Annotated in this window: 22 protein-coding genes; all 22 read left to right on the top strand. The window is 56.0% G+C overall.

Going from position 1 to position 18,539, the window contains the following annotated elements; genetic code table 11:
* The first annotated feature begins 5 nt into the window (after positions 1-5).
* The 22 genes from rplF (at position 6) to HYT79_09715 (ending at position 18,539) form a co-directional block, all read left to right on the top strand.
* Positions 6-590 carry a 50S ribosomal protein L6 gene (rplF, locus tag HYT79_09820; GenBank protein ID MBI2070883.1) on the top strand — a complete coding sequence of 195 codons (585 nt, stop codon included), beginning with the start codon at positions 6-8 and terminating at the stop codon, positions 588-590.
* 10 nt (positions 591-600) lie between these two features.
* Positions 601-951 carry a 50S ribosomal protein L18 gene (locus HYT79_09815; GenBank protein MBI2070882.1) on the top strand — a complete coding sequence of 117 codons (351 nt, stop codon included), beginning with the start codon at positions 601-603 and terminating at the stop codon, positions 949-951.
* An 87-nt stretch (positions 952-1,038) separates the two neighbouring features.
* A complete protein-coding gene (rpsE, locus tag HYT79_09810; protein ID MBI2070881.1) occupies positions 1,039-1,596 on the top strand; it encodes a 30S ribosomal protein S5 in 558 nt (185 codons plus the stop codon).
* Between the two features lie 54 nt (positions 1,597-1,650).
* Positions 1,651-2,121, top strand: a complete 471-nt coding sequence (rplO, locus tag HYT79_09805) for a 50S ribosomal protein L15 (GenBank protein ID MBI2070880.1) — start codon at positions 1,651-1,653, stop codon at positions 2,119-2,121.
* 34 nt (positions 2,122-2,155) lie between these two features.
* Complete coding sequence (gene secY / locus HYT79_09800) at positions 2,156-3,499, top strand: preprotein translocase subunit SecY (protein MBI2070879.1); 1,344 nt, start codon at positions 2,156-2,158, stop codon at positions 3,497-3,499.
* On the top strand, positions 3,496-4,149 hold the full coding sequence (locus tag HYT79_09795; GenBank protein MBI2070878.1) for an adenylate kinase: 654 nt from the start codon (positions 3,496-3,498) through the stop codon (positions 4,147-4,149). The genes secY and HYT79_09795 overlap by 4 nt, the downstream gene beginning before the upstream one ends.
* Entirely contained in the window at positions 4,146-4,919 is a 774-nt protein-coding gene (map, locus tag HYT79_09790; GenBank protein MBI2070877.1) for a type I methionyl aminopeptidase, read from the top strand. The genes HYT79_09795 and map overlap by 4 nt, the downstream gene beginning before the upstream one ends.
* Entirely contained in the window at positions 4,920-5,138 is a 219-nt protein-coding gene (gene infA, locus HYT79_09785) for a translation initiation factor IF-1 (GenBank protein ID MBI2070876.1), read from the top strand.
* Between the two features lie 5 nt (positions 5,139-5,143).
* On the top strand, positions 5,144-5,257 hold the full coding sequence (rpmJ, locus tag HYT79_09780; protein MBI2070875.1) for a 50S ribosomal protein L36: 114 nt from the start codon (positions 5,144-5,146) through the stop codon (positions 5,255-5,257).
* Positions 5,258-5,271: 14 nt separating this feature from the next.
* Positions 5,272-5,685: a 30S ribosomal protein S13 gene (rpsM, locus tag HYT79_09775; GenBank protein ID MBI2070874.1), complete on the top strand. Its 414-nt coding sequence runs from the start codon at positions 5,272-5,274 to the stop codon at positions 5,683-5,685.
* 14 nt (positions 5,686-5,699) lie between these two features.
* Positions 5,700-6,104: a 30S ribosomal protein S11 gene (gene rpsK, locus HYT79_09770; protein ID MBI2070873.1), complete on the top strand. Its 405-nt coding sequence runs from the start codon at positions 5,700-5,702 to the stop codon at positions 6,102-6,104.
* A gap of 13 nt (positions 6,105-6,117) precedes the next feature.
* Positions 6,118-6,756 carry a 30S ribosomal protein S4 gene (rpsD, locus tag HYT79_09765; GenBank protein MBI2070872.1) on the top strand — a complete coding sequence of 213 codons (639 nt, stop codon included), beginning with the start codon at positions 6,118-6,120 and terminating at the stop codon, positions 6,754-6,756.
* Between the two features lie 118 nt (positions 6,757-6,874).
* Positions 6,875-7,918 carry a DNA-directed RNA polymerase subunit alpha gene (locus HYT79_09760; GenBank protein MBI2070871.1) on the top strand — a complete coding sequence of 348 codons (1,044 nt, stop codon included), beginning with the start codon at positions 6,875-6,877 and terminating at the stop codon, positions 7,916-7,918.
* A gap of 30 nt (positions 7,919-7,948) precedes the next feature.
* Positions 7,949-8,314 carry a 50S ribosomal protein L17 gene (rplQ, locus tag HYT79_09755; protein ID MBI2070870.1) on the top strand — a complete coding sequence of 122 codons (366 nt, stop codon included), beginning with the start codon at positions 7,949-7,951 and terminating at the stop codon, positions 8,312-8,314.
* 57 nt (positions 8,315-8,371) lie between these two features.
* Positions 8,372-9,409, top strand: a complete 1,038-nt coding sequence (locus HYT79_09750) for a rod shape-determining protein (protein ID MBI2070869.1) — start codon at positions 8,372-8,374, stop codon at positions 9,407-9,409.
* 71 nt (positions 9,410-9,480) lie between these two features.
* Complete coding sequence (locus HYT79_09745; GenBank protein MBI2070868.1) at positions 9,481-10,350, top strand: hypothetical protein; 870 nt, start codon at positions 9,481-9,483, stop codon at positions 10,348-10,350.
* The gene (locus tag HYT79_09740; protein MBI2070867.1) at positions 10,347-10,850 is read left to right on the top strand and encodes a hypothetical protein; all 504 of its coding nucleotides are present in this window, start codon (positions 10,347-10,349) and stop codon (positions 10,848-10,850) included. The genes HYT79_09745 and HYT79_09740 overlap by 4 nt, the downstream gene beginning before the upstream one ends.
* A gap of 26 nt (positions 10,851-10,876) precedes the next feature.
* Positions 10,877-12,679: a penicillin-binding protein 2 gene (gene mrdA, locus HYT79_09735; GenBank protein MBI2070866.1), complete on the top strand. Its 1,803-nt coding sequence runs from the start codon at positions 10,877-10,879 to the stop codon at positions 12,677-12,679.
* A gap of 2 nt (positions 12,680-12,681) precedes the next feature.
* On the top strand, positions 12,682-14,100 hold the full coding sequence (locus HYT79_09730; protein ID MBI2070865.1) for an FtsW/RodA/SpoVE family cell cycle protein: 1,419 nt from the start codon (positions 12,682-12,684) through the stop codon (positions 14,098-14,100).
* A gap of 10 nt (positions 14,101-14,110) precedes the next feature.
* Positions 14,111-15,412, top strand: coding sequence for a DUF2344 domain-containing protein (locus tag HYT79_09725; protein ID MBI2070864.1), 1,302 nt, complete (start codon positions 14,111-14,113; stop codon positions 15,410-15,412).
* 38 nt (positions 15,413-15,450) lie between these two features.
* Positions 15,451-16,893 carry an Rne/Rng family ribonuclease gene (locus tag HYT79_09720; GenBank protein ID MBI2070863.1) on the top strand — a complete coding sequence of 481 codons (1,443 nt, stop codon included), beginning with the start codon at positions 15,451-15,453 and terminating at the stop codon, positions 16,891-16,893.
* Positions 16,890-18,539 (top strand): S8 family peptidase, encoded by a 1,650-nt coding sequence (locus HYT79_09715; protein MBI2070862.1) that lies wholly within the window; start codon positions 16,890-16,892, stop codon positions 18,537-18,539. Before HYT79_09720 ends, HYT79_09715 begins: the two co-directional genes overlap by 4 nt.

The raw sequence follows: 18,539 nt of genomic DNA, 5'->3' as shown, positions 1-18,539 counted from the left end.
CTGCAATGAGCCGATTAGGAAAAAAACCGATCCCCGTGCCTGCAGGAGTCACCGTGGGCATCGACCCATCCGGCCGGGTGATCGATGTCAAAGGCCCTAAAGGCCAGTTGAAGTGGACTTGCCCGGGCGCCATGAAAGTGAGCAAGGATCAGTCCGTTTTGAAGGTTGAGCCGGTCGCCGCCGGTGTTTCGGCCGAACCTAAAACAAAAGCTTTGTGGGGGTTGGTTCGATCCCGAGTGGAGGCGTTGGTTCAGGGAGTGACCGGGGGCTTCGCCAGAACGCTTGAGATTCAAGGGGTCGGGTATAAAGCGCGGCAGGAAGGCCAAAAAATCGTTTTTGCCCTGGGCGCCAGCCACCCTATTTCATTTACCGTCCCCAGCGGCGTGACCGTGGCCGTGGACGCTAAACAAACGCAGATGATCGTTTCCGGATGCGATAAAGAATTGGTCGGGCAAGTGGCCAGCGCGCTCAGGGCGCTAAAGCCGCCGGAACCTTACAAAGGCAAGGGGATCCGCTATAGCGGCGAACACATTATCCGCAAGGCCGGTAAGGCCGCGGCTGCAGCCGGCGCCGGCGGAGCGAAGAAATAGAGGATCGTTTATGAAAAGAGATCATCAGCAGATTCGTAAATGGCGGGTCGCCAAAAAAATCAGGGGCATCACCCACCCGCGCCTTTGCGTTTCTTTGAGTTTGAACCATATTTATGCCCAGGTCATCGACGATGTCCGGGGGCATACGTTGGCTTACGTGTCGACATTGTCCGGCGATCTTTCCAAGGAGCTTAAGTCCAAGCATAATATGACCGCGGCCAAGGCCGTAGGCGAACTCATCGCTAAAAAAGCCGCGGCTGCAGGGGTCAAAGAAGTGGTTTTTGATCGCGGTTCCCGCCGGTATCATGGACGCGTTCGCGCGTTGGCTGAATCGGCAAGGCAAGGAGGACTCAAATTTTAAACGTAAATGGCAAATTTCATATTGGAATCGCGGGGTATCAACGTGGATAAAGAATCGACGACGCCGATCAAGATCGCTCAAGACGACATGCTGTTGGAGAAACCCGACGCCGAGCGGTTGGAAGGCGAGGAAGAGGAAAGTCTTCTCCGGCCGAAAGCAGCGGCCCCCGCGGCTGTCGCTTTTAAGGAAACGGTGGTGGCGATTAATCGAGTCGCTAAAGTGGTTTCCGGCGGCAAGCGTTTGGCGTTCGCATCATTGGTCGTCGTCGGCGACGGCAACGGGCAAGTGGGCATAGGCAAAGGCAAGGCCAGAGACGTCCAGGGCTCCATCGCCAAAGCCACTCATCAGGCTAAAAAACACCTGGTCAAGGTTCCCATCATCAACAACACCATTCCTTATCCGGTGATCGGTATTTTTGGGGCGGCTCGCGTGATGCTTCGGCCTGCGGCGCCGGGAACAGGCGTTATCGCCGGTGGCCCGGTGCGTGCCGTGCTGGAGGCCTGCGGCATCAAGGATATTTTGACCAAAAGTTTGGGCACGTCCAACGCCCATAATGTTTTGTATGCGATGATCGAAGCGCTATCCCGGCTGCGCACCAAAGAGGATTTGGCCAAGCGCCGAGGCAAGAAACCCGAGGATCTTTAAGAGCGCTCAAGGGTTGAATCAATGAGTGAAAATAAAAAACAGTCTCAAGAAAAAATGGACGTTTTAAATCTGTCCGATTTGCGGCCTGCTCCCGGCTCCAAACACCGGCGCAAGCTTTTGGGCCGCGGCGAAGGCACCGGACACGGGCAAACCTCCACGCGAGGCATGAAGGGCCAGCGTTCGCGTTCTGGAGACGGCCGCATGCCTGGGTTTGAGGGCGGACAGATTCCTTTGCTCAGAAGGTTGCCGAAGCGCGGTTTCAACAACGCCGAATTTCGTACGGAGTATTCCGTGGTTAATCTGGAAGTTTTGGAGCGTTGCTTCAAAGCCGGCGATAAAGTTGATCCAGAATCGTTGCTTGAGCGCGGTTTGTTGCGCCGCGATTCGCCGGTTAAAATTTTAGGCAACGGAACGCTGACGAAAAAATTGACCGTGGCGGCCCATGCGGCGAGCGCGCGTGCCCGTGAAGCCATCACCAAGGCCGGCGGCGAATTCCAGTTGATCGGTAAACAGGCCTCCGCTTAGCGTGCTATTGATGGGAGACTTGTTCTAAAAGCACGTGGAGCAAATCCTTAATCTTTTTAAAATCCCGGAGCTCAGATCGCGGCTGTTCATGACGTTCGGCTTGCTCGCTGTTTATCGCGTGGCCGCCGCCATCCCGTTGCCCGGCATCAATACCGAAGCTTTGCGGATGTTGTTTGAACAACACCGCGGCTCATTTTTGGGTTTTCTTGATATTTTTTCAGGCGGGGCGCTGTCAAAGTTTTCCATTCTTACGTTGGGAACGATCCCTTATATCAACGCTTCGATTATCATCAGCCTGCTTCAGGGAGCGCATGTGATTCCCTACTTGGAACGGCTCTCCCGGGAAGGTGAAACCGGGCGCAAGAGAATCCAGCAGCTGACGCGCTACCTGACGGTTTTTCTGGCGCTGTTCCAGTCCGTGGCCATTGCCATCGGTTTTTCGAGCCCGCAGGACCCCGGTTCACCCCAAATCGTCATGGACGCCAGCGTGGGTTTTTATTTATTGACGGCGTTGACTTGGACCGCCGGCGCTGTTTTTGTTATGTGGTTGGGGGAACAAATTACCGAGTTCGGCATCGGCAACGGCATTTCTCTGATTATTTTCGCGGGCATCATTGCGCGTTTCCCGGCGGCCGCCGCCGACGTCATCCGTTTGATCCGCGTGGAGGAGATTTCGCCTTTTGGGGCGCTGTTATTGGTCAGTTTGGTGGTTGTGATATGCGGTTTGGTGGTTTGGGTGGAAACGGCCCAACGTCAAATTCCGGTCCAGTATGCCAAACGTTTGGTTGGGCGGCGTATGATGGGTGGGGCCAGCACCTACCTGCCCATCAAGCTTGACCCCAGCGGCGTGATTGCCGTTATTTTCGCTTCGGCCGTGATCCAGGCCCCTTTATTTTTGAGTCAATTAGCCCCGAATTCCGCGGTTTCTGGATTCATCCAGCGTATCCTGGGCGGTTTCAACCAAGGCTTGCCTATTTTTTCCCTGATTTACGCCAGCCTGATTATTTTCTTTTGTTATTTTTACAATTCCATCGCCATCAATCCTCAGGATTTAGCCGAAAATATGAAGAAATGGGGCGGATTTATCCCGGGCATACGCCCCGGCCGGTCGACCGCGGAGCATATCGAATGGATCGTGGAGCATTTAACGTTGTTCGGCGCCTTATTCGTGGCGACCATCGCCGTTCTTCCCGATTACCTGAGGCAGCATTTGGCTGCGCCGTTTTTCTTCGGGAGCACCTCGCTGTTGATCGTTGTGGGCGTGGCCTTGGATACGATCGGGCAAATGGAAGCGCATCTGTTGATGCGTCACTATGACGGATTTATGAAGCAAGGCCGGGTCAAAGGCCGTTGGTTCAATGTGGGGCAAACCGCATGAGGCTGATTTTATTAGGCGCGCCGGGATCGGGCAAGGGAACCCAATCCGAGCGTTTATGCGCGCAACTGCATGTTCCCCATATCGCGACCGGCGATATTTTTCGCGAAGAAATCGCCAAAAAAACGGATTTAGGCCTTCAGGCTGAAGCTTGCGTGAAGTCCGGGCGCTTGGTTCCGGATCCGCTGGTTTTGTCCATGGTTTTTAAACGGTTGGAGCAGCCCGATTGCCTGAACGGATTTTTACTGGACGGTTTTCCCAGGAATACCGAACAGGCCAAGGAGCTGGAAGTTTATTTGAACAGAAAAGGGCTTCGGCTCGATCTGGTTATTTATCTTGAAGCGGCCCAGGATGTTATTGTCGGCCGTCTTTCCGGGCGGCGCTACTGCGGGAAGTGTCAAATGGTGTATAATTTGGTTACCAATCCGCCGAAGGCAGATTCCGTCTGCGACCGTTGCGCGGGTCAGTTACTGGCCCGGCCTGATGATGAGCCGGTGACCGTCAGGAAGCGCCTGATGGTTTACGAGGAGCTGACCAGCCCCTTGATCGCTTATTACAAAGCGACGGCGTCTTTTATCGCGGTCGACGCTTCTCGGTCGGTGGACGAGGTCACTCAAGACACGATGCGGCATCTTGAGGCCAAAATAAAATGAGCCGGGAAGTTTCGGTCATCGACGTTAAAAGCGCCCGGGAGATCGCCTTAATGCGCGAGTCCGGGCGAATCGCAAGCGTGATTTTATCCGAACTGGCCACTCTGGTGAAGGTTGGTCTGAGCACCGAGTATTTGGATGAGCAGGCGCGCCGGTTGGTTACCGGTTATCCGCAAGTCCGCCCGGCGTTTTTAGGCTATCGGGGGTTCCCGGCCAGCCTGTGCGTATCGGTGAATGCCGAGGTCGTACACGGCGTGCCCAGGAAGAACAAGGTGATCAAGGACGGCGATTTGGTGAGCTTGGATTGGGGCGTTGAGCATGAAGGGTATTTCGGCGATTGCGCGACCACAGTGATGGTCGGCCAGGTGAGCGAAGCCGCCAAGCGTTTGACGACGGCGACCGCCGAGGCCCTGGAAGCGGCGATCCGGGTGATTCGCCCCGGCGCCACGGTCGGCGATATCGGCCATGCCGTAGAGGCTTACGTGAAAGCCCTGGGCATGAACGTGGTTAAAGATTTTGTGGGTCATGGAATCGGGCGCAGTCTGCACGAAGATCCGGCCATCCCCAATTGGGGGCGACCGGGCGAAGGCGCCAAATTGGTGTCCGGTATGACGATCGCAGTCGAACCGATGGTCACTTTAGGCAGCGGCGCGGTCGTCGTGGCCGCGGACGGATGGACGGCGCGCACGAAAGACGGCGCTCTGGCGGCGCATTTTGAGCATACGCTGCTGGTCACGGACCAGGGCTGCGAGATTTTGACCAAACCGGCTTAAATGACCAAAGAAGAGAAGGTCGTTTTAGAAGGCGTGGTTCTGGAAGCTTTGCCGAACGCGATGTTCCGGGTCGACATGGGCAACAACCATGTTTGCTTGGCGCATGTGTCCGGAAAAATGAGGATGCATTTTGTGCGCATCCTGCCCGGGGACAAGGTCAGGGTTGAGTTGTCGCCCTATGACCTGACCCGAGGGCGCATTGTTTATCGTTTGGAGTAGTGGATATGAAAGTAAGAAGTTCCGTCAAGCCCATTTGCCAGAAGTGCAAGATTGTGCGGCGTCACAACGTCGTGCGCGTGGTTTGTAAAAATCCGCGCCATAACCAGAGGCAAGGATAGCAGAGAGGTGATTTATGGCTAGAATCGCAGGCATTGATTTGGCTCCTCATAAGCGCATCGACGTGGCGTTGACTTATATTTACGGGATCGGGCGTAAAAACGTCGGCGGCCTGCTCGAGCGCGTGCAAATCCCGGGGCAGCTTCGCGTCAAGGAATTAAGCGAAGCCCAATTGTCCGCCATCAATAATTTGATCACCAAAGATTTGAGGGTTGAAGGTGAATTGCGGCGTGAAGTAGAAGGCAATATGAAGCGTTGCATCGAAATCGGCAGCTATCGAGGCCAGCGCCATCGCCGGAATTTGCCGGCGCGCGGCCAGCGCACGCGCACCAACGCGCGAACGCGCCGAGGCATGAGGAAGACGGTCGGTTCCGCCAAGCCGGGCATCGTCGCCGGCGCTGCGGCGGCCAAGCCGGAAGTCAAGAAATAAAGAGAGGTTGATTTATGGCTAAGGACGCAAGAGAAGGGGCATCAACGCGAAGGGATAAAAAACGCTTCGCCAATATCGAGCTGGCCAGGGCGTATATCCATTCTTCATTTAACAATACCATCGTCACGTTTACCGACGATCGGGGCGGCGCCATCGCCTGGGGCAGCGCCGGCTCCTGCGGTTTCAAGGGAACAAAGAAGGGAACGCCGTATGCGGCGCAAATCACGGCCGATCGAGTGACCAAGCGGGCCATCGAATTCGGCGTGCGCACCGTCTCCGTTTTAGTCAAAGGCCCCGGTCCCGGAAGGGAAGTGGCCATCCGCACGCTTCAGGGAGCGGGTTTGAAAATCGTCTCTATCAAGGACGTGACGCCCTTGCCCCATAACGGTTGCCGCCCGCCTAAGGCGCGGCGTGTGTAAGAGGTGATGTTGAATGTCTAGTCTGCGCAGTCCAGTTTGCAAACTTTGCCGGCGCGAAGGCGTCAAGCTTTTTTTGAAAGGCGAAAAGTGTTTCGTCAAATGCGTCTTTGAAAAACGCCCGTACCCGCCGGGCCCTTCCGGAAAAGCCCGGACCAGAAAGAAAATAACCGATTACGGCTTGCGTTTGCGGGAGAAGCAGCGTTTGAGGAGAATGATGGGTATTAATGAGGCCCAAATGAGGCGTTATTACGACGAAGCCCAGCGCCTACCGGGCCGCACGGGCGAAAATTTGCTCAATCTGCTTGAGCTCAGGCTCGATAATGTCGTGCGCAAGATCGGGTTGGCGGCGAGCCCCCGCTTCGCGCGGCAGTTGGTCGGCCACGGCCATGTCATGGTCAACGGCAAACGCGTGACCATTCCGTCTTACGCCGTGCAGCCGGGCGATCAGATCCAGATTGACAAAACCATGAAATCGAACTTTTTCGTGGATTTGGCTCAGCAGAACCATGAACGCCGCGCCACGGTCATGCCCAGCTGGATTAAATGGGACAAGGCTGAAAGCAAAGGGGAAATTTTGAGGCTTCCTGAAAAAGGCGAGGTCTCCTTCCCCGTCAACGACCAATACATCGTCGAGTTTTACACCCGGCGATGACCAAGTCCGAGTACCCGCTCGGCGGGTGGACGCGGAAATGGTTGAAGGTCGGCAGACCGGAAACCATAGCGACGATTTGTAAAAAGAAAAAATTGGAGGTTACTATTTCATGTCCGAAATGACAGCAACCGTGAACCGGGAACTCGTTTTCCCCTCGAAAATCAACTTCGACAAAGAAAGTTTGGGCGCCAATTACGGGCGTTTCGTTGCCGAGCCTCTGGAGCGAGGCTGGGGTGATACCGTCGGCAATTCGCTGCGGCGCATCCTGCTTTCCAGCTTGGACGGCGTGGCCGTGACCGCCGTCAAAATCGGCGGGGCTCGCCATGAGTTCGCCGCGTTGAAAGGTGTTAAAGAGGATGTTTTGCATATCCTGCTCAACCTCAAAAAATTGCGGCTGAAACTTTTCGCCGAGGGCCCGGAAATTCTCTATTTGCAAGCTGAGAAAGCCGGCGAAGTCAAAGCCGGACAAATCCGGCAGACCCCGAACGTGGAGATTTTGAATCCCGATCTCGTGATTGCGACGCTGGAACCCGGAACGAAATTGGACATCGAGCTGGAAGTTTCCCGGGGCCGCGGGTATCTTCCGGCCGAGAACAACCATCGCGAAGGGCGAGCGTCCGGGTTTATCGCGGTCGATGCTTTGTTTTCTCCGGTCATCAAAGTCAACTACGACGTGGAGAATTCCCGCGTCGGCCATATCACGGACTACGACAAGCTGATTTTGGACGCTTGGACGGACGGCTCGTTGACGCCGACCGAGGCGTTGGCCAAGAGCTTGAAAATTCTCTCCAGTTTGACGGAAGTTCTTTTGGGCGCGGTCGCTAACGGCAGCAGCAAGAAAGAGGCCGCCGCGGTCACCACCATGGATGACGGCGCGTTGCACGATGTCACCGAGGAAATCGGAAAAACCAAAACCAACGACTACGCGCAGGCTTTGAAGGACCCAAAAGTCCAGGAAGTGCTCGGCCAGCCCATCGAGGCTCTTGAGTTGGCCCCCAGGACGCTTAATTGCTTGAAGGTCGCTCATATCAAAACGGTGAAAGACTTGGTGAAAAAAGCCGAGGAAGAGCTCTTGGCGTATAAGAATTTCGGCGAGAAATCGTTGACTGAGGTCAAGGAGAAAGTCAAGGAACTCGGGCTCAATCTCGGGATGAAAATCTGAGCCGGTTGAGACCGTAATGCGGGGGATGCGATGATTAAGACTTACGCAAGACGCAAACTGGGCGTGCGCCCGGCTCATCGTCGGATGATGCTTAGGCAGTTGGCCACGCATTTGGTTCAACATGAACGCATCACGACCACGACGCCCAGAGCCAAGGAGCTTAAGGCTTACGTGGAGCGGATGATTTCAACATTGAAGAATCTCGATAATCCGGCTCTTTTGGCCCGGGCGACGTCGAGGTGGCTGGCGCCCAACGGCTTGAAGGCCGAAAAAAAGTTCCGCGACACCGTATTGCCGCGTTATAAGGCGAGGAACGGCGGGTACCTGAGGGTGCTGGCGTTGCCGCCGCGTTTCTGCGACCAGGCGAAACTCAGCCGTATCGAGTTCCTCAGCTAAACATTCGCCGCTAATCCTTATTTTTAAAAACATAGAATAGGCTTATGAGGCCGCTTCATGCTTGATTTGTTTTTGGGCATTTTTTCAAACGATATGGGTATCGATTTGGGAACCGCCAACACCCTTGTTTACGTCAAAAATCAAGGCATTGTGTTGCGGGAACCTTCGGTCGTCGCTATTGAAAAAACGACCAAGCAAGTGTTAGCGATCGGCTCCGAGGCTAAACGCATGCTGGGGAAAACGCCGGCCAACATTGTGGCTATACGACCGTTGAGGAACGGCGTCATCGCGGATTTCGAAGTCACGCAGGCGATGATCCGCCATTTCATCAGGCGCGTGCACAACAGGAAGAGTTTGCTTCATCCCAGAGTCGTTATCGGCATCCCCTCAGGCATCACCGAGGTCGAACGCCGCGCCGTGCGCGATTCCGCGCAACAGGCGGGCGCGCGTGAAGTGTATCTCATCGAAGAGCCCATGGCCGCGGCCATCGGCGCTGATTTGCCGATCGAGGATCCCTCCGCCAACATGATCGTCGATATCGGCGGAGGCACGACGGAGGTGGCGATCATCTCCATGGGCGGAATGGTAGTGTCGAAATCCATCGATGTGGCCGGCGATGAAATGGACGAGGCCATCGTGCAGTATTTCAGGAAGCGATACAACTTGTTGATCGGTGAAACTACGGCCGAAGATGTCAAGATTCAAATCGGCTCCGTTTTTCCGCTGGGGGAGGAGATGTCGATGGAGGTCAAAGGCCGCGATCAGGTGACGGGATTGCCGAGGACGATTACCATCACTTCCGAAGAAGTGCGCCAGGCGTTGTTGGTGGCCGTTAAAACCATCGTAGATACTGTTAAATCCGCGCTTGAGGAAACGCCGGCGGAATTGGCCGCCGATCTGGTGGATCGCGGGTTAGTTTTGGCCGGCGGCGGATCGCTCTTGCGCGGCATCCCTGAGCTTATTTCCCGCGAAACGGACCTGCCGGTTCATTTGACGCCGGAACCATTGGATTGCGTGGTGCTGGGCACCGGAAAGTTTCTTGAAGAGCTTGAGCGCTTCGACAACGTCAGGAAGCGCACGTTCCTCGCGACATAAGTTTATTGTTGGTTCATTAAACGACCGGGCTGCCGCGCTGTTTGACGCAAGCCGGGGCCATGGCGGGTGTTATGAAGAAAGATTTTTTTGCCGTTATTGTTGCAACCGTTATATTGCTGGCGTTAGCCAGCCAGCCCCTCGCCCCTAAAGTCGCCGCCTGGCGGGCGATCGCCTATTATCTCGTTTATCCAACCAGCCAAACCATGCTATCCGCCTACCGGCACGCGTCTTCCTTGAATGATTCATGGAGCCGGTTGTTCGCAGCGCGCCAGTACCTGGACGCCTTGGAGACGGCGCAACAGGAGCGCGACTTGGAAGCTTTGCATCAAGCCATCGTTGATGAGCATCGGCGAACGTCCCAAGAATTGAGATTGGAAACGGAATTGGCCGCTAAAGCGCCGGCTTTAAGCCGTTGGGCGCCGCGCAGTGTGGTCATTACCTACCGAGGACTGGGCGAGGAAGGATGGACTTCGCGCGCTTGCATCGAGGAGTTGCCGATCCCGCTGCGTTGGGATTTGCCGGCTTTCCAATTCAAGCAGGACGCCGGTCAGTTCGTGTTGGCGGGGCGATCTTGGCTGCCGGCCGAGGGCTCCCCATGGAAAAATTGTTTCGAACTGATCACCAGCCCAAGGCATATGGTTTCCGTCGTCGTTGAGACCACCGGCGAAGTCGCTTTGTTGACCGGATTGGGGGAGCCGGATCGCCTCAGGCTTGATTATCTGCCCAAGGAATCCAAGGCTCAACCCGGCGATCGCATCATCACCGCGGCGTCGAGTTCGGTGTATCCTCCGGGGATCGCCGTGGGAGAAATTTTAGACGTCGATCCTCCCCGCGCGACCCGTTTGTTCGCCACGGCTTACGTGCGGCCCTATATGGATTTGGCCCGCTTGGAGCGTTTAACGATTCTTGATCATTATCCTCGCTTGGAGGCTAAGCCATGAGGCTGGTTCTGTTGCTGCTGATTTTGGTCGTTGTTGAAGCTTTTTACAATTCGGCCGGCGGGCGCTTGGTCGCTTATTTTTGCCCCTACCTCATGCTTCAGGTGACAGCCTTCGTAGGTTTATTGCAGGGCCCAGGCACGGGTTTGGTTTTTGGTTTGGCCGCGGGATTTTTGGAAGAGCTCTATTTCGCCGGTGCCGGTCACGCCGTGGGTTTGACGCCGTTGACTTATTGTTGGACAGGATGGCTTTGCGGTAAATTTTTTTATGGCCGCGCCGACGCCGCGAGCCCGGCCTTGGGCGTGTTGATTACCGTCGTCGGGCTGATGTTTGGTTTGGGCCTGGGCGCGTTTCTATCGTGGGGTTACGGCATGAACCTGCCCACTCTGGATTTCGGATTGCGCTGGACGCATGCGATGACGGCTTGTCTGCAAGTGCTCTGGTCGCCGTTATTGCTGGCGTTGCTTGTTTATCTTTTAAAACCCAGGCAGGCTTTTGAATGAACCCCTTGGCCGAAAAAGTTGCGTGGATGAGATTTCTCATTTTGATTTTTGTGGGCGTTTTTGCCTTGAGGCTGTTTTTGCTTCAAATCGTTTCCGGGGAGAAATACAGCATCCTCGCCGAGCGCAACCGTTTTCAAATTTTTTACCGCCAGGCGCCGCGCGGCGCGATCCTCGATCGCACGGGGTATCCTCTGGCGTCCAATGTCGGGGTGTTCAATTTATATTTTAATCCGCGTTTGCTGCTGGAGGAACCCGACAAGCGCGTAGAAGCGGTCAGCGCCATCCTCAACCTTAAGAAACAGGATTTGGACAAGGAGATCGCTCTGGCGCGTTCCGGCGGACGCACTCAGCTCGTGGCCAGGCAAATCGCGCCGGAGGCCGCGTTTCGGTTCATGGAGCGTCAAGAGGCGTTCCCGGAATTTTTTCTGGCTTCGGAATCCCTCCGGTATTACCCGTTGGGGGAAGCGTTCTCTCATGTGCTGGGCTATTTGACGCGCATTAAATCACGCGCTCAATACGAGCGGCTCAAAGACCTGGGCTACCGTTTTGATTCGTGGTTGGGCGGCTACGGTCTTGAAAAAAATTTTGAAGAATATTTGAAGGGCACGGACGGGGCCGTTCTCATCGAGGTGGATGTGCGCGGTCGCCCCATCAATCGAGGGGTAGACACCCTGCGCGAAGGCCATTCCGGAAGCGGGGGGCTTCGGTTGATCGAGGACGCTTATCCCGGCCAGGACATGGCCTTAACCGTGGATCATCGTTTGCTCATGACGGCTTATGCGGCCTTGCGCGATTCGCCTTCGGGCGCGGGATCCGTCGTTGGGTTGGACCCGTTGACCGGGCGTGTTTTGGTGTTGGTGTCCACGCCCGGATTCGATCCCAACGCTTACATCCGGCTTGATTCCGGCGAAGATGAAGCCGGCCGGGCCGAATTCCCCAGAGCATTGACCGGGCTTTATCCTGCGGGCAGCACGTTCAAGGTGGTGACGTCCGTCGCGGCTCTCGAAAAAGGCATCGATCCCGGACGCCGGTACAATTGCACGGGTAAATTTGCTTTACCCGGGCGGGTTTTCCGTTGTTGGAAAGAAGAGGGGCACGGATCTTGCGATTTAGTCGAAGGATTGAAACATTCCTGCGACGTTTATTTTTATAACGCCGGCCTCTTTGCCGGCGGCGAATCCATCAGTGCCTGGGCGATGAAATTTTCTTTGGGACGGAGCATGTTCGTGCGCGAATTTCCGGAATGGTCCAAGCAGGGGTTTATCCCTACGCCCGCATGGAAAGAGGAGAAAAAGCGATCGTCTTGGTATCCAGGGGACACTCTTAATCTGTCCATCGGCCAGGGCGAGGTGTTGGTCACGCCCTTGCAGTTGGCGGCTTTGTTTTCATTGGTGGCGACGCGCGGGCGCCTGCCGCAGCCCTATATCGTCGAAGTCGTGGGCGATGTCTCCAGCGGCGCCTTGGGTTTGACCGCGCAGAAAACCCCGATTCAAGTCGGCGGCTTATCCGCCAAGACTTGGGAATTAGTTGAAGCCGGACTTCGAGCCGTGGTCGACGGCGGGACCGGGCGTGGAGCTAATATCCCCAACAGGGCCATTTTCGGCAAAACCGGAACATCGCAGAACCCGTTGGGGAAAGATCATGCCCTATTCGCCTGTTATTTAAAAGACGATCAGGGGACCCCGCGCTTAGCCTTGGGCGTAATCATCGAACACGGGGGGCAAGGCTCGACCGCGGCCGTTCCGGTGGCCCGCCGGGTGCTTGAAGAATTCATTCGCATTGAGCCTGATTTCGCAAAAACGGAGACCGGAGCCTCCGCGCCTTTATAGCCATGGGAAGAGAATTTATCAGCCCTATTTTAGTCGGACGCACTGATGAGGCCCGGGCGCCGTTGTTTTATCGCCTCTTCGGCCTCGACACCATGCTGTTGGCTGCGGCGCTTCTCTTGGTTGGCCTGGGCACCCTGGTTGTTTATGCTGCGTTGCGGGGTTCTCCTAATTTTGATCTATTTTGGGCCCGCCACCTGGCCGCCTTGACCATCGGATTATCCGTTGGTTTGATCATGATCATCCTGCCCACGGCCCTGATTGCCGAGGCTTGCCCGGTGTTGTATGTCGCGAGCCTGGCGCTGCTTTCGACGGTGCTGTTGTTCGGACGCGTTATTCATGGGTCCAAATCCTGGTTCGTGATGGGTCCTGTTCAATTTCAACCCAGCGAATTGGCCAAATTTACGACCATTCTCTACGCGTCTTATCTGGCGGTTCGTTTTCGCGAACGGGATCCGCTGATCACCATTGCGGACCGGCTTAAGCTCGTCGCCGCCTGCGCGCTGCCCATGATTTTGGTGCTCGCTCAAAACGATGTTTCCAGCGCGTTGAGTTTTGTTTTTATTTTGGCGGCGTACGCCTGGAGTTTGGATCTATTGGCCGGGGGCTGGATCGCGTTATTGGGTTTGTCCGGGTTCGGCGCCTTTGTTTTTTTGTTGGGCCATATCACGGCCGGACTTTCCATCGGCGAGCTTGGCCAAGTGTCTTCATTCTTGATGGGTTTGGGCTTCGGGCCGGGGGCCACGGCCGGCAAATGGCTGATCTGGGCGCTGGCCATGTTGGCGGCAGCCATCGCCGTTTTTAAATTGTTGCAGGGACTATTCGTCGTGTCCCCCAGGGCTTCCTGGGTTTGGCCGTTTGTTGTGGCCTTGGCGTTGGGGGCTTCGGCCGGCGCCGGTTACAGCGGCTGGAAAACGCTCAAAGGCTACCAGAAGAACCGTTTGATCAGTTTTTTGTTCCCGCGCGCCGATCCTTTGGGCTCCGGCTACAACATTACCCAGTCAAAAATCGCATTGGGTTCGGGCGGATTCCTGGGCAAAGGGCTGCTGTCGGGCTCTCAGGCCTCGCTCGGTTTTTTGCCGGAGCGCCACACTGATTTTGCCTTCGCTTCATTGGGGGAAACCATGGGTTTTATCGGCACCACCGGAGCCTTGGTGTTGTTCGGCCTTCTATTTTGGCGGTTGACCCGTTTTACGGAATTGGCGCGCGAGGAATGGGGGAAGCTGGTGGCCCTTGGGCTTTTAAGTATCTGGTTCGGCGAGGTGAGCATCAATATCGCCTATGTGTCGGGGCTGTTTCCTATTTTAGGCATCGGTTTGCCGTTTCTTTCTTACGGCGGTTCACGTTTGGTGGTCAATGCCCTGGAAATGGGATTGCTGCTGGCCGTGTCCCGCGGGTTTTTCGTTTATCGAGGCCAGCGATGAAGGGACTTTTATGATCACCCAGCACCGAGAGGGGATTCTTGAAAAAGCCGCGGCGTGTTCGATGCGGCCGTCGCGCTATGCGGGCTGCGAGATCGGTTCCATCGCCGCTAAACCATGGCCTCAGGGCCCGGGCGGACGCGCGGCGTTAATCTGGTGCGCCTCCTATGAGCGCGCCATGCAGGACGAGCGCCTGGCGGTTCTTTATGCGCGCTTAGCTCAAGCCGGAATTTTAGTCAACCGGTTTACCATCCCCGAGGCGGATTATCGGGAACAGTTGGCTCAATGGGGAGAGCCAAATCCGTGGTTTTCCTTGGAGCACAAACAGCCGCTGGAGGCGTTCGACGGTTTTATCGTGGCCGCTCCGGAGGGGTCCACGGCGCTTCAAGAAGCGGCCGGTCGCGCGGCCCACGAGCGTGGTCTTCCTCTCGTCCTCGTCCCCCCCGGTCCCTTGGAAGAGGAGTCGGTTAAGCGCATTGTGGCGATGTTCAAACAAGGCGCCGTTGATTCACCCGCCGTTGAGAGGAAAATGCCGCTGTTGCTGGCTTACCGAAGCGCGGAATCTCCTCAATACCGGGCGCACCGGGCGTCCGTTCGCCCTCGATTCGCGCGGCCGACCGCTTATCGCGCGCAATGCAGCCGCGCGGGCTGGTCGCGGTTCGTGTCCCATTTGGAGCAGATTCAGTTGTTGAAAAGCGCGGTTTTTTTAGCCGGCTTGCCCGTGGCCTTGGGCGAGGGGAAAAAACCAAGGGCCAAAATGAGTTTCGGCCCCGCGGTCAGCGTTGGGTGGGAATCTCAAACGGAATTTTTCGACATGCTCTTGGAGGAACCCCTGACGATGGATGAGATGGCGAAGAATTTGGGAGCCGCGCTGCCTCCGGGCTACGGTCTGGGAAAGGTTCAGCGCATCCCCGCGCATTTTCCTTCTCTCGAGGAAAGCGCTAATTGGGCGGAATATTGGGTTGAAGAGGCTGGCCAATCGTCGTTGGATTGGGAACGCCTGCTGGTTTGGTTTCAGCGGCTGTCTTCAGCCGGGGCCGAGCCGGTGGTGGTGCGCAAAGAAAAACCGGGGAAAAAAGTGGATTTGATCAATGCGGCCGACGTCGTTGGCGGGGTTAGCCTCAAATCCGGCGGCCCGAATTCCTCGTTGGGCGTCAAGCTTTCCCTGCGTTTCGGCCCCAAGAAGAATCTTAAGCCGGAAAAGATTTTAGAGATCGCTCTGGGTCTTGAACCTAGAACGATCCAAACGGAATTAAAAATCAGCCGCACGGCCTTGGCCCTTGAGCTTGGATCCGGCCGTTTGCGTTATTTATAGGGGTCCACGGCAGAGACCCTGATTTTGCGAGGTGAGTCATGTCAAAAGTTGAAATCGTCGCTAATTCGTCAGCCGAGGAAACGCGCATCGCGTTGATCGAGGACGGCCGTTTGGCCGAATTTTTTTGGGAGCGAAAAAGCGCCTCCAGCCAGTTTTTGGTCGGCAATATTTATTGCGGACGGGTGGCCAATGTGCTTCCGGGCATGGACGCGGCGTTCGTCAATATCGGTTACGAAAAGAACGCTTATCTTTATATCACCGATGTGCTGATTCAGGATCGGGGCAAACCGATCGATCATATTTTGAAAAAGGATCAAAAAGTCATGGTTCAGGTGATCAAGGATACCATCGGCACCAAGGGCATGAAAATCACCATGAACGTGAATATCCCCGGACGCTACCTGGTGCTGACGCCCTATCAGCGCCAGGTGCATGTCTCCAAGCATCTGGAGGATCCGGGGGAGCATGAGCGTCTGGCCGAGGCCGTGACGTCGGCTTTGCCCGCGCATATCGGAGCGATCGTGCGCACTGAAGCGGAGGGCGTTTCCAGCGAAGAAATCAAGCGCGAAGCAAAATATTTGATGAAGCTGTGGGACACGATTCACAAAAAATTCGAGCATGCCGACGGACCGCGCCTTCTTTATAAAGAGCTTGATTTGGCTCATCAGGTGGCGCGCGACATTCTCAGCGAGGACGTCGCGGTTTATTTGGTGGATTCGCCTCAGGTGTATCGAGATTTGGAAGCGTTTGTGGAAGAGGTGGCGCCGCATTTAAAAAATCGCCTGATGCTTTACAATAAGCGCCCACCCATCTTCGGCGCGTTCGGCATCGAAACCGAATTGGTGAAAATGCTCAGAACGCATATACCGCTTAAATCAGGCGGCGTGATCGTAGTTCAAGAGGCCGAATCCATCACCATGATCGACGTCAATACCGCCCGTTTCGTCGGGGCCACGACCCAGGAAGAAACCGTGACTCAGACCAATATCGAAGCGGCTCAGGAAGTGGCGCGCCAATTGAGGCTCAGGAATATCGGCGGCATCATCGTTATTGATTTCATCGACATGCGCCGGGAGGTCAATCGACGCAAGGTGCTGGAAGCCTTTCGTCAGGCGTTGAAAAACGACCGCGCCAAGGTCAAAATTCACCCCATCACAAAATTGGGCCTGGTGGAAATGACCCGCGAGCGCAAGAGGGAATCGAATGTGGTTTTTTTGACCGATGCCTGCGAAACCTGTCAAGGTTCCGGGCGCGTGCTTTCCAAGGAGACGCTGTTGCTCAAAGTCGGCCGGGAGCTGGGCAATCTGCTTGAAGGGCGTGCGGTCAATGCCGTGCGCATTAATGTGCCGCCGCCCATGGCTCGGTACTTAAAGGAAAATCAGCAGCGTTTTGAAGGCGCTCTAAACGGCAAGGCCAGTCGCATCGCCATCCAAGAGGACATGAATCTTCCTTGGGAAGAATATAAGATTGTTCTGGAATGAGAAGAATTTTTCATTCGTTTATGTGGATGCTGGCTTCGCCTTTTTTATTGTCGGCGGCGCATGTCCCGGATGAAATTTTAATCAAGTGGGCGAACCCTCCGGCCTCAAGCACATGGACCGTGCCCGGGTCGGGAGCGACCATCGTCAAGGTCAAATCGGTGGGCACCAGCGGGTTGGAGCTTTGGCGGGTGGCGGGTCAAAAACCTGTCGAAACCGTTCTGCCCTATGCTGCGGCCCAGGCCGATCAAACTCGCAAACGCTTGGCCGTCTCCGGACCGGCGGCCCAGGCCGCGGCCTTATTTGGTTCGGACCCCGCTGTTTTGTCTTATGCCACCAACGATTACCGCTATCTTTTGGGCCGCGTGCCCAATGATCCGTTGGTCGCCAGCCAGTACCATTTGGACATGATCCGCGCTTTTGCGGGGTGGGAATTCGATATCGGCAATTCGACGCCCACGACCATCGCGATTATCGATACCGGCGTGGCCATCGACCATGTGGATTTATCCTCGGCCTCGGGAAAAATTTGGATCAATCCCGTGGATGTGCCCGGCGGCGGGGATCAAGACGGCAACGGGCGCACGGATGATTTTTGGGGCTGGGATTTCGCGGACAACGACAACAACCCGGCGGATTGCCTGGGCCATGGAACCTTAGTGGCGTCCGCCGCCGGAGCAGCCACGGATAACGGCACGGGCGCAGCCGGCGTTTCTTGGGGAGCCAAAATTTTGCCGCTGAAGATTTTTTCCGCGTTCGGTTGCAATTCAGCGTCGACTGCGGATATTATCGCGGCCATCGATTACGCGGTTTGGGTATCCACGGCGCATCGTTCCTACACGGGCCGCACGGTGATTAATTTGTCATTAGGTTGCCCCGGTTCGGATGCTTGCGGCGCTCCTTGCCCGCCCAATAATTTGGAGGAAGATGCCATGGCCCGGGCCTTGGCCAATAATGTGCCGGTGATTGCGGCCAAGGGCAATTGCGGCAATTCCGTGGCCGTGATCCCTTCGGACTATGCCGGGGTTTTCGGCGTGGGCGCCACCAATAGAACCGACAGCCTGGCGTCTTTTTCCAGCATCGGTTCCGGTGTGGACTTGGTCGCTCCCGGAGTGGATATTTTAGGCGCTAATAGAAACGGCGGTTTCGGCAATAACGGCGACGACGGAACGTCGTTCTCGGCCCCGATTGTCGCCGGCGCCGCGGCCTTGATTTTTTCCGTTTTGCCGGCGGCCACGACCACTCAGGTGTTCAACATTTTAACCGGCGGGGCGGATGATTTGGGGTCTGCGGGGCGCGACGATCAATTCGGGCATGGCCGTTTGAATCTTTTAAAAAGCATGCGCCTCGCCCGTTACGGCACGCTGTCGGGTTTTGACGCAACCACTCAGGCTATCGCTTTGCCCAACCCTTTTAAAGCCGGCGACAACCGAAGGGCGACGTTCTCCGTTCCCGACGACGTCGTCGGCCCCAATATCAAAGTTCAGGTTTATGATGTCAGCGGAAGCCTCATACGCGAGCTTGAGAGCGCCTCTTGGGACGGCAAGAATGAAAACGGTTTCCTCGTGGCCAGCGGCGTGTATATTTTTGAGGTTAAAACGGACAAGGGCAGCGCGCGCGGCCGTGTGATCGTGGACGCCGGCGAGTAA

The sequence above is a fragment of the Elusimicrobiota bacterium genome, from assembly GCA_016180815.1.
Classification (GTDB): Bacteria; Elusimicrobiota; Elusimicrobia; order JACQPE01; family JACQPE01; genus JACPAN01.
This window is presented reverse-complemented; position numbering and strand designations above follow the sequence as displayed.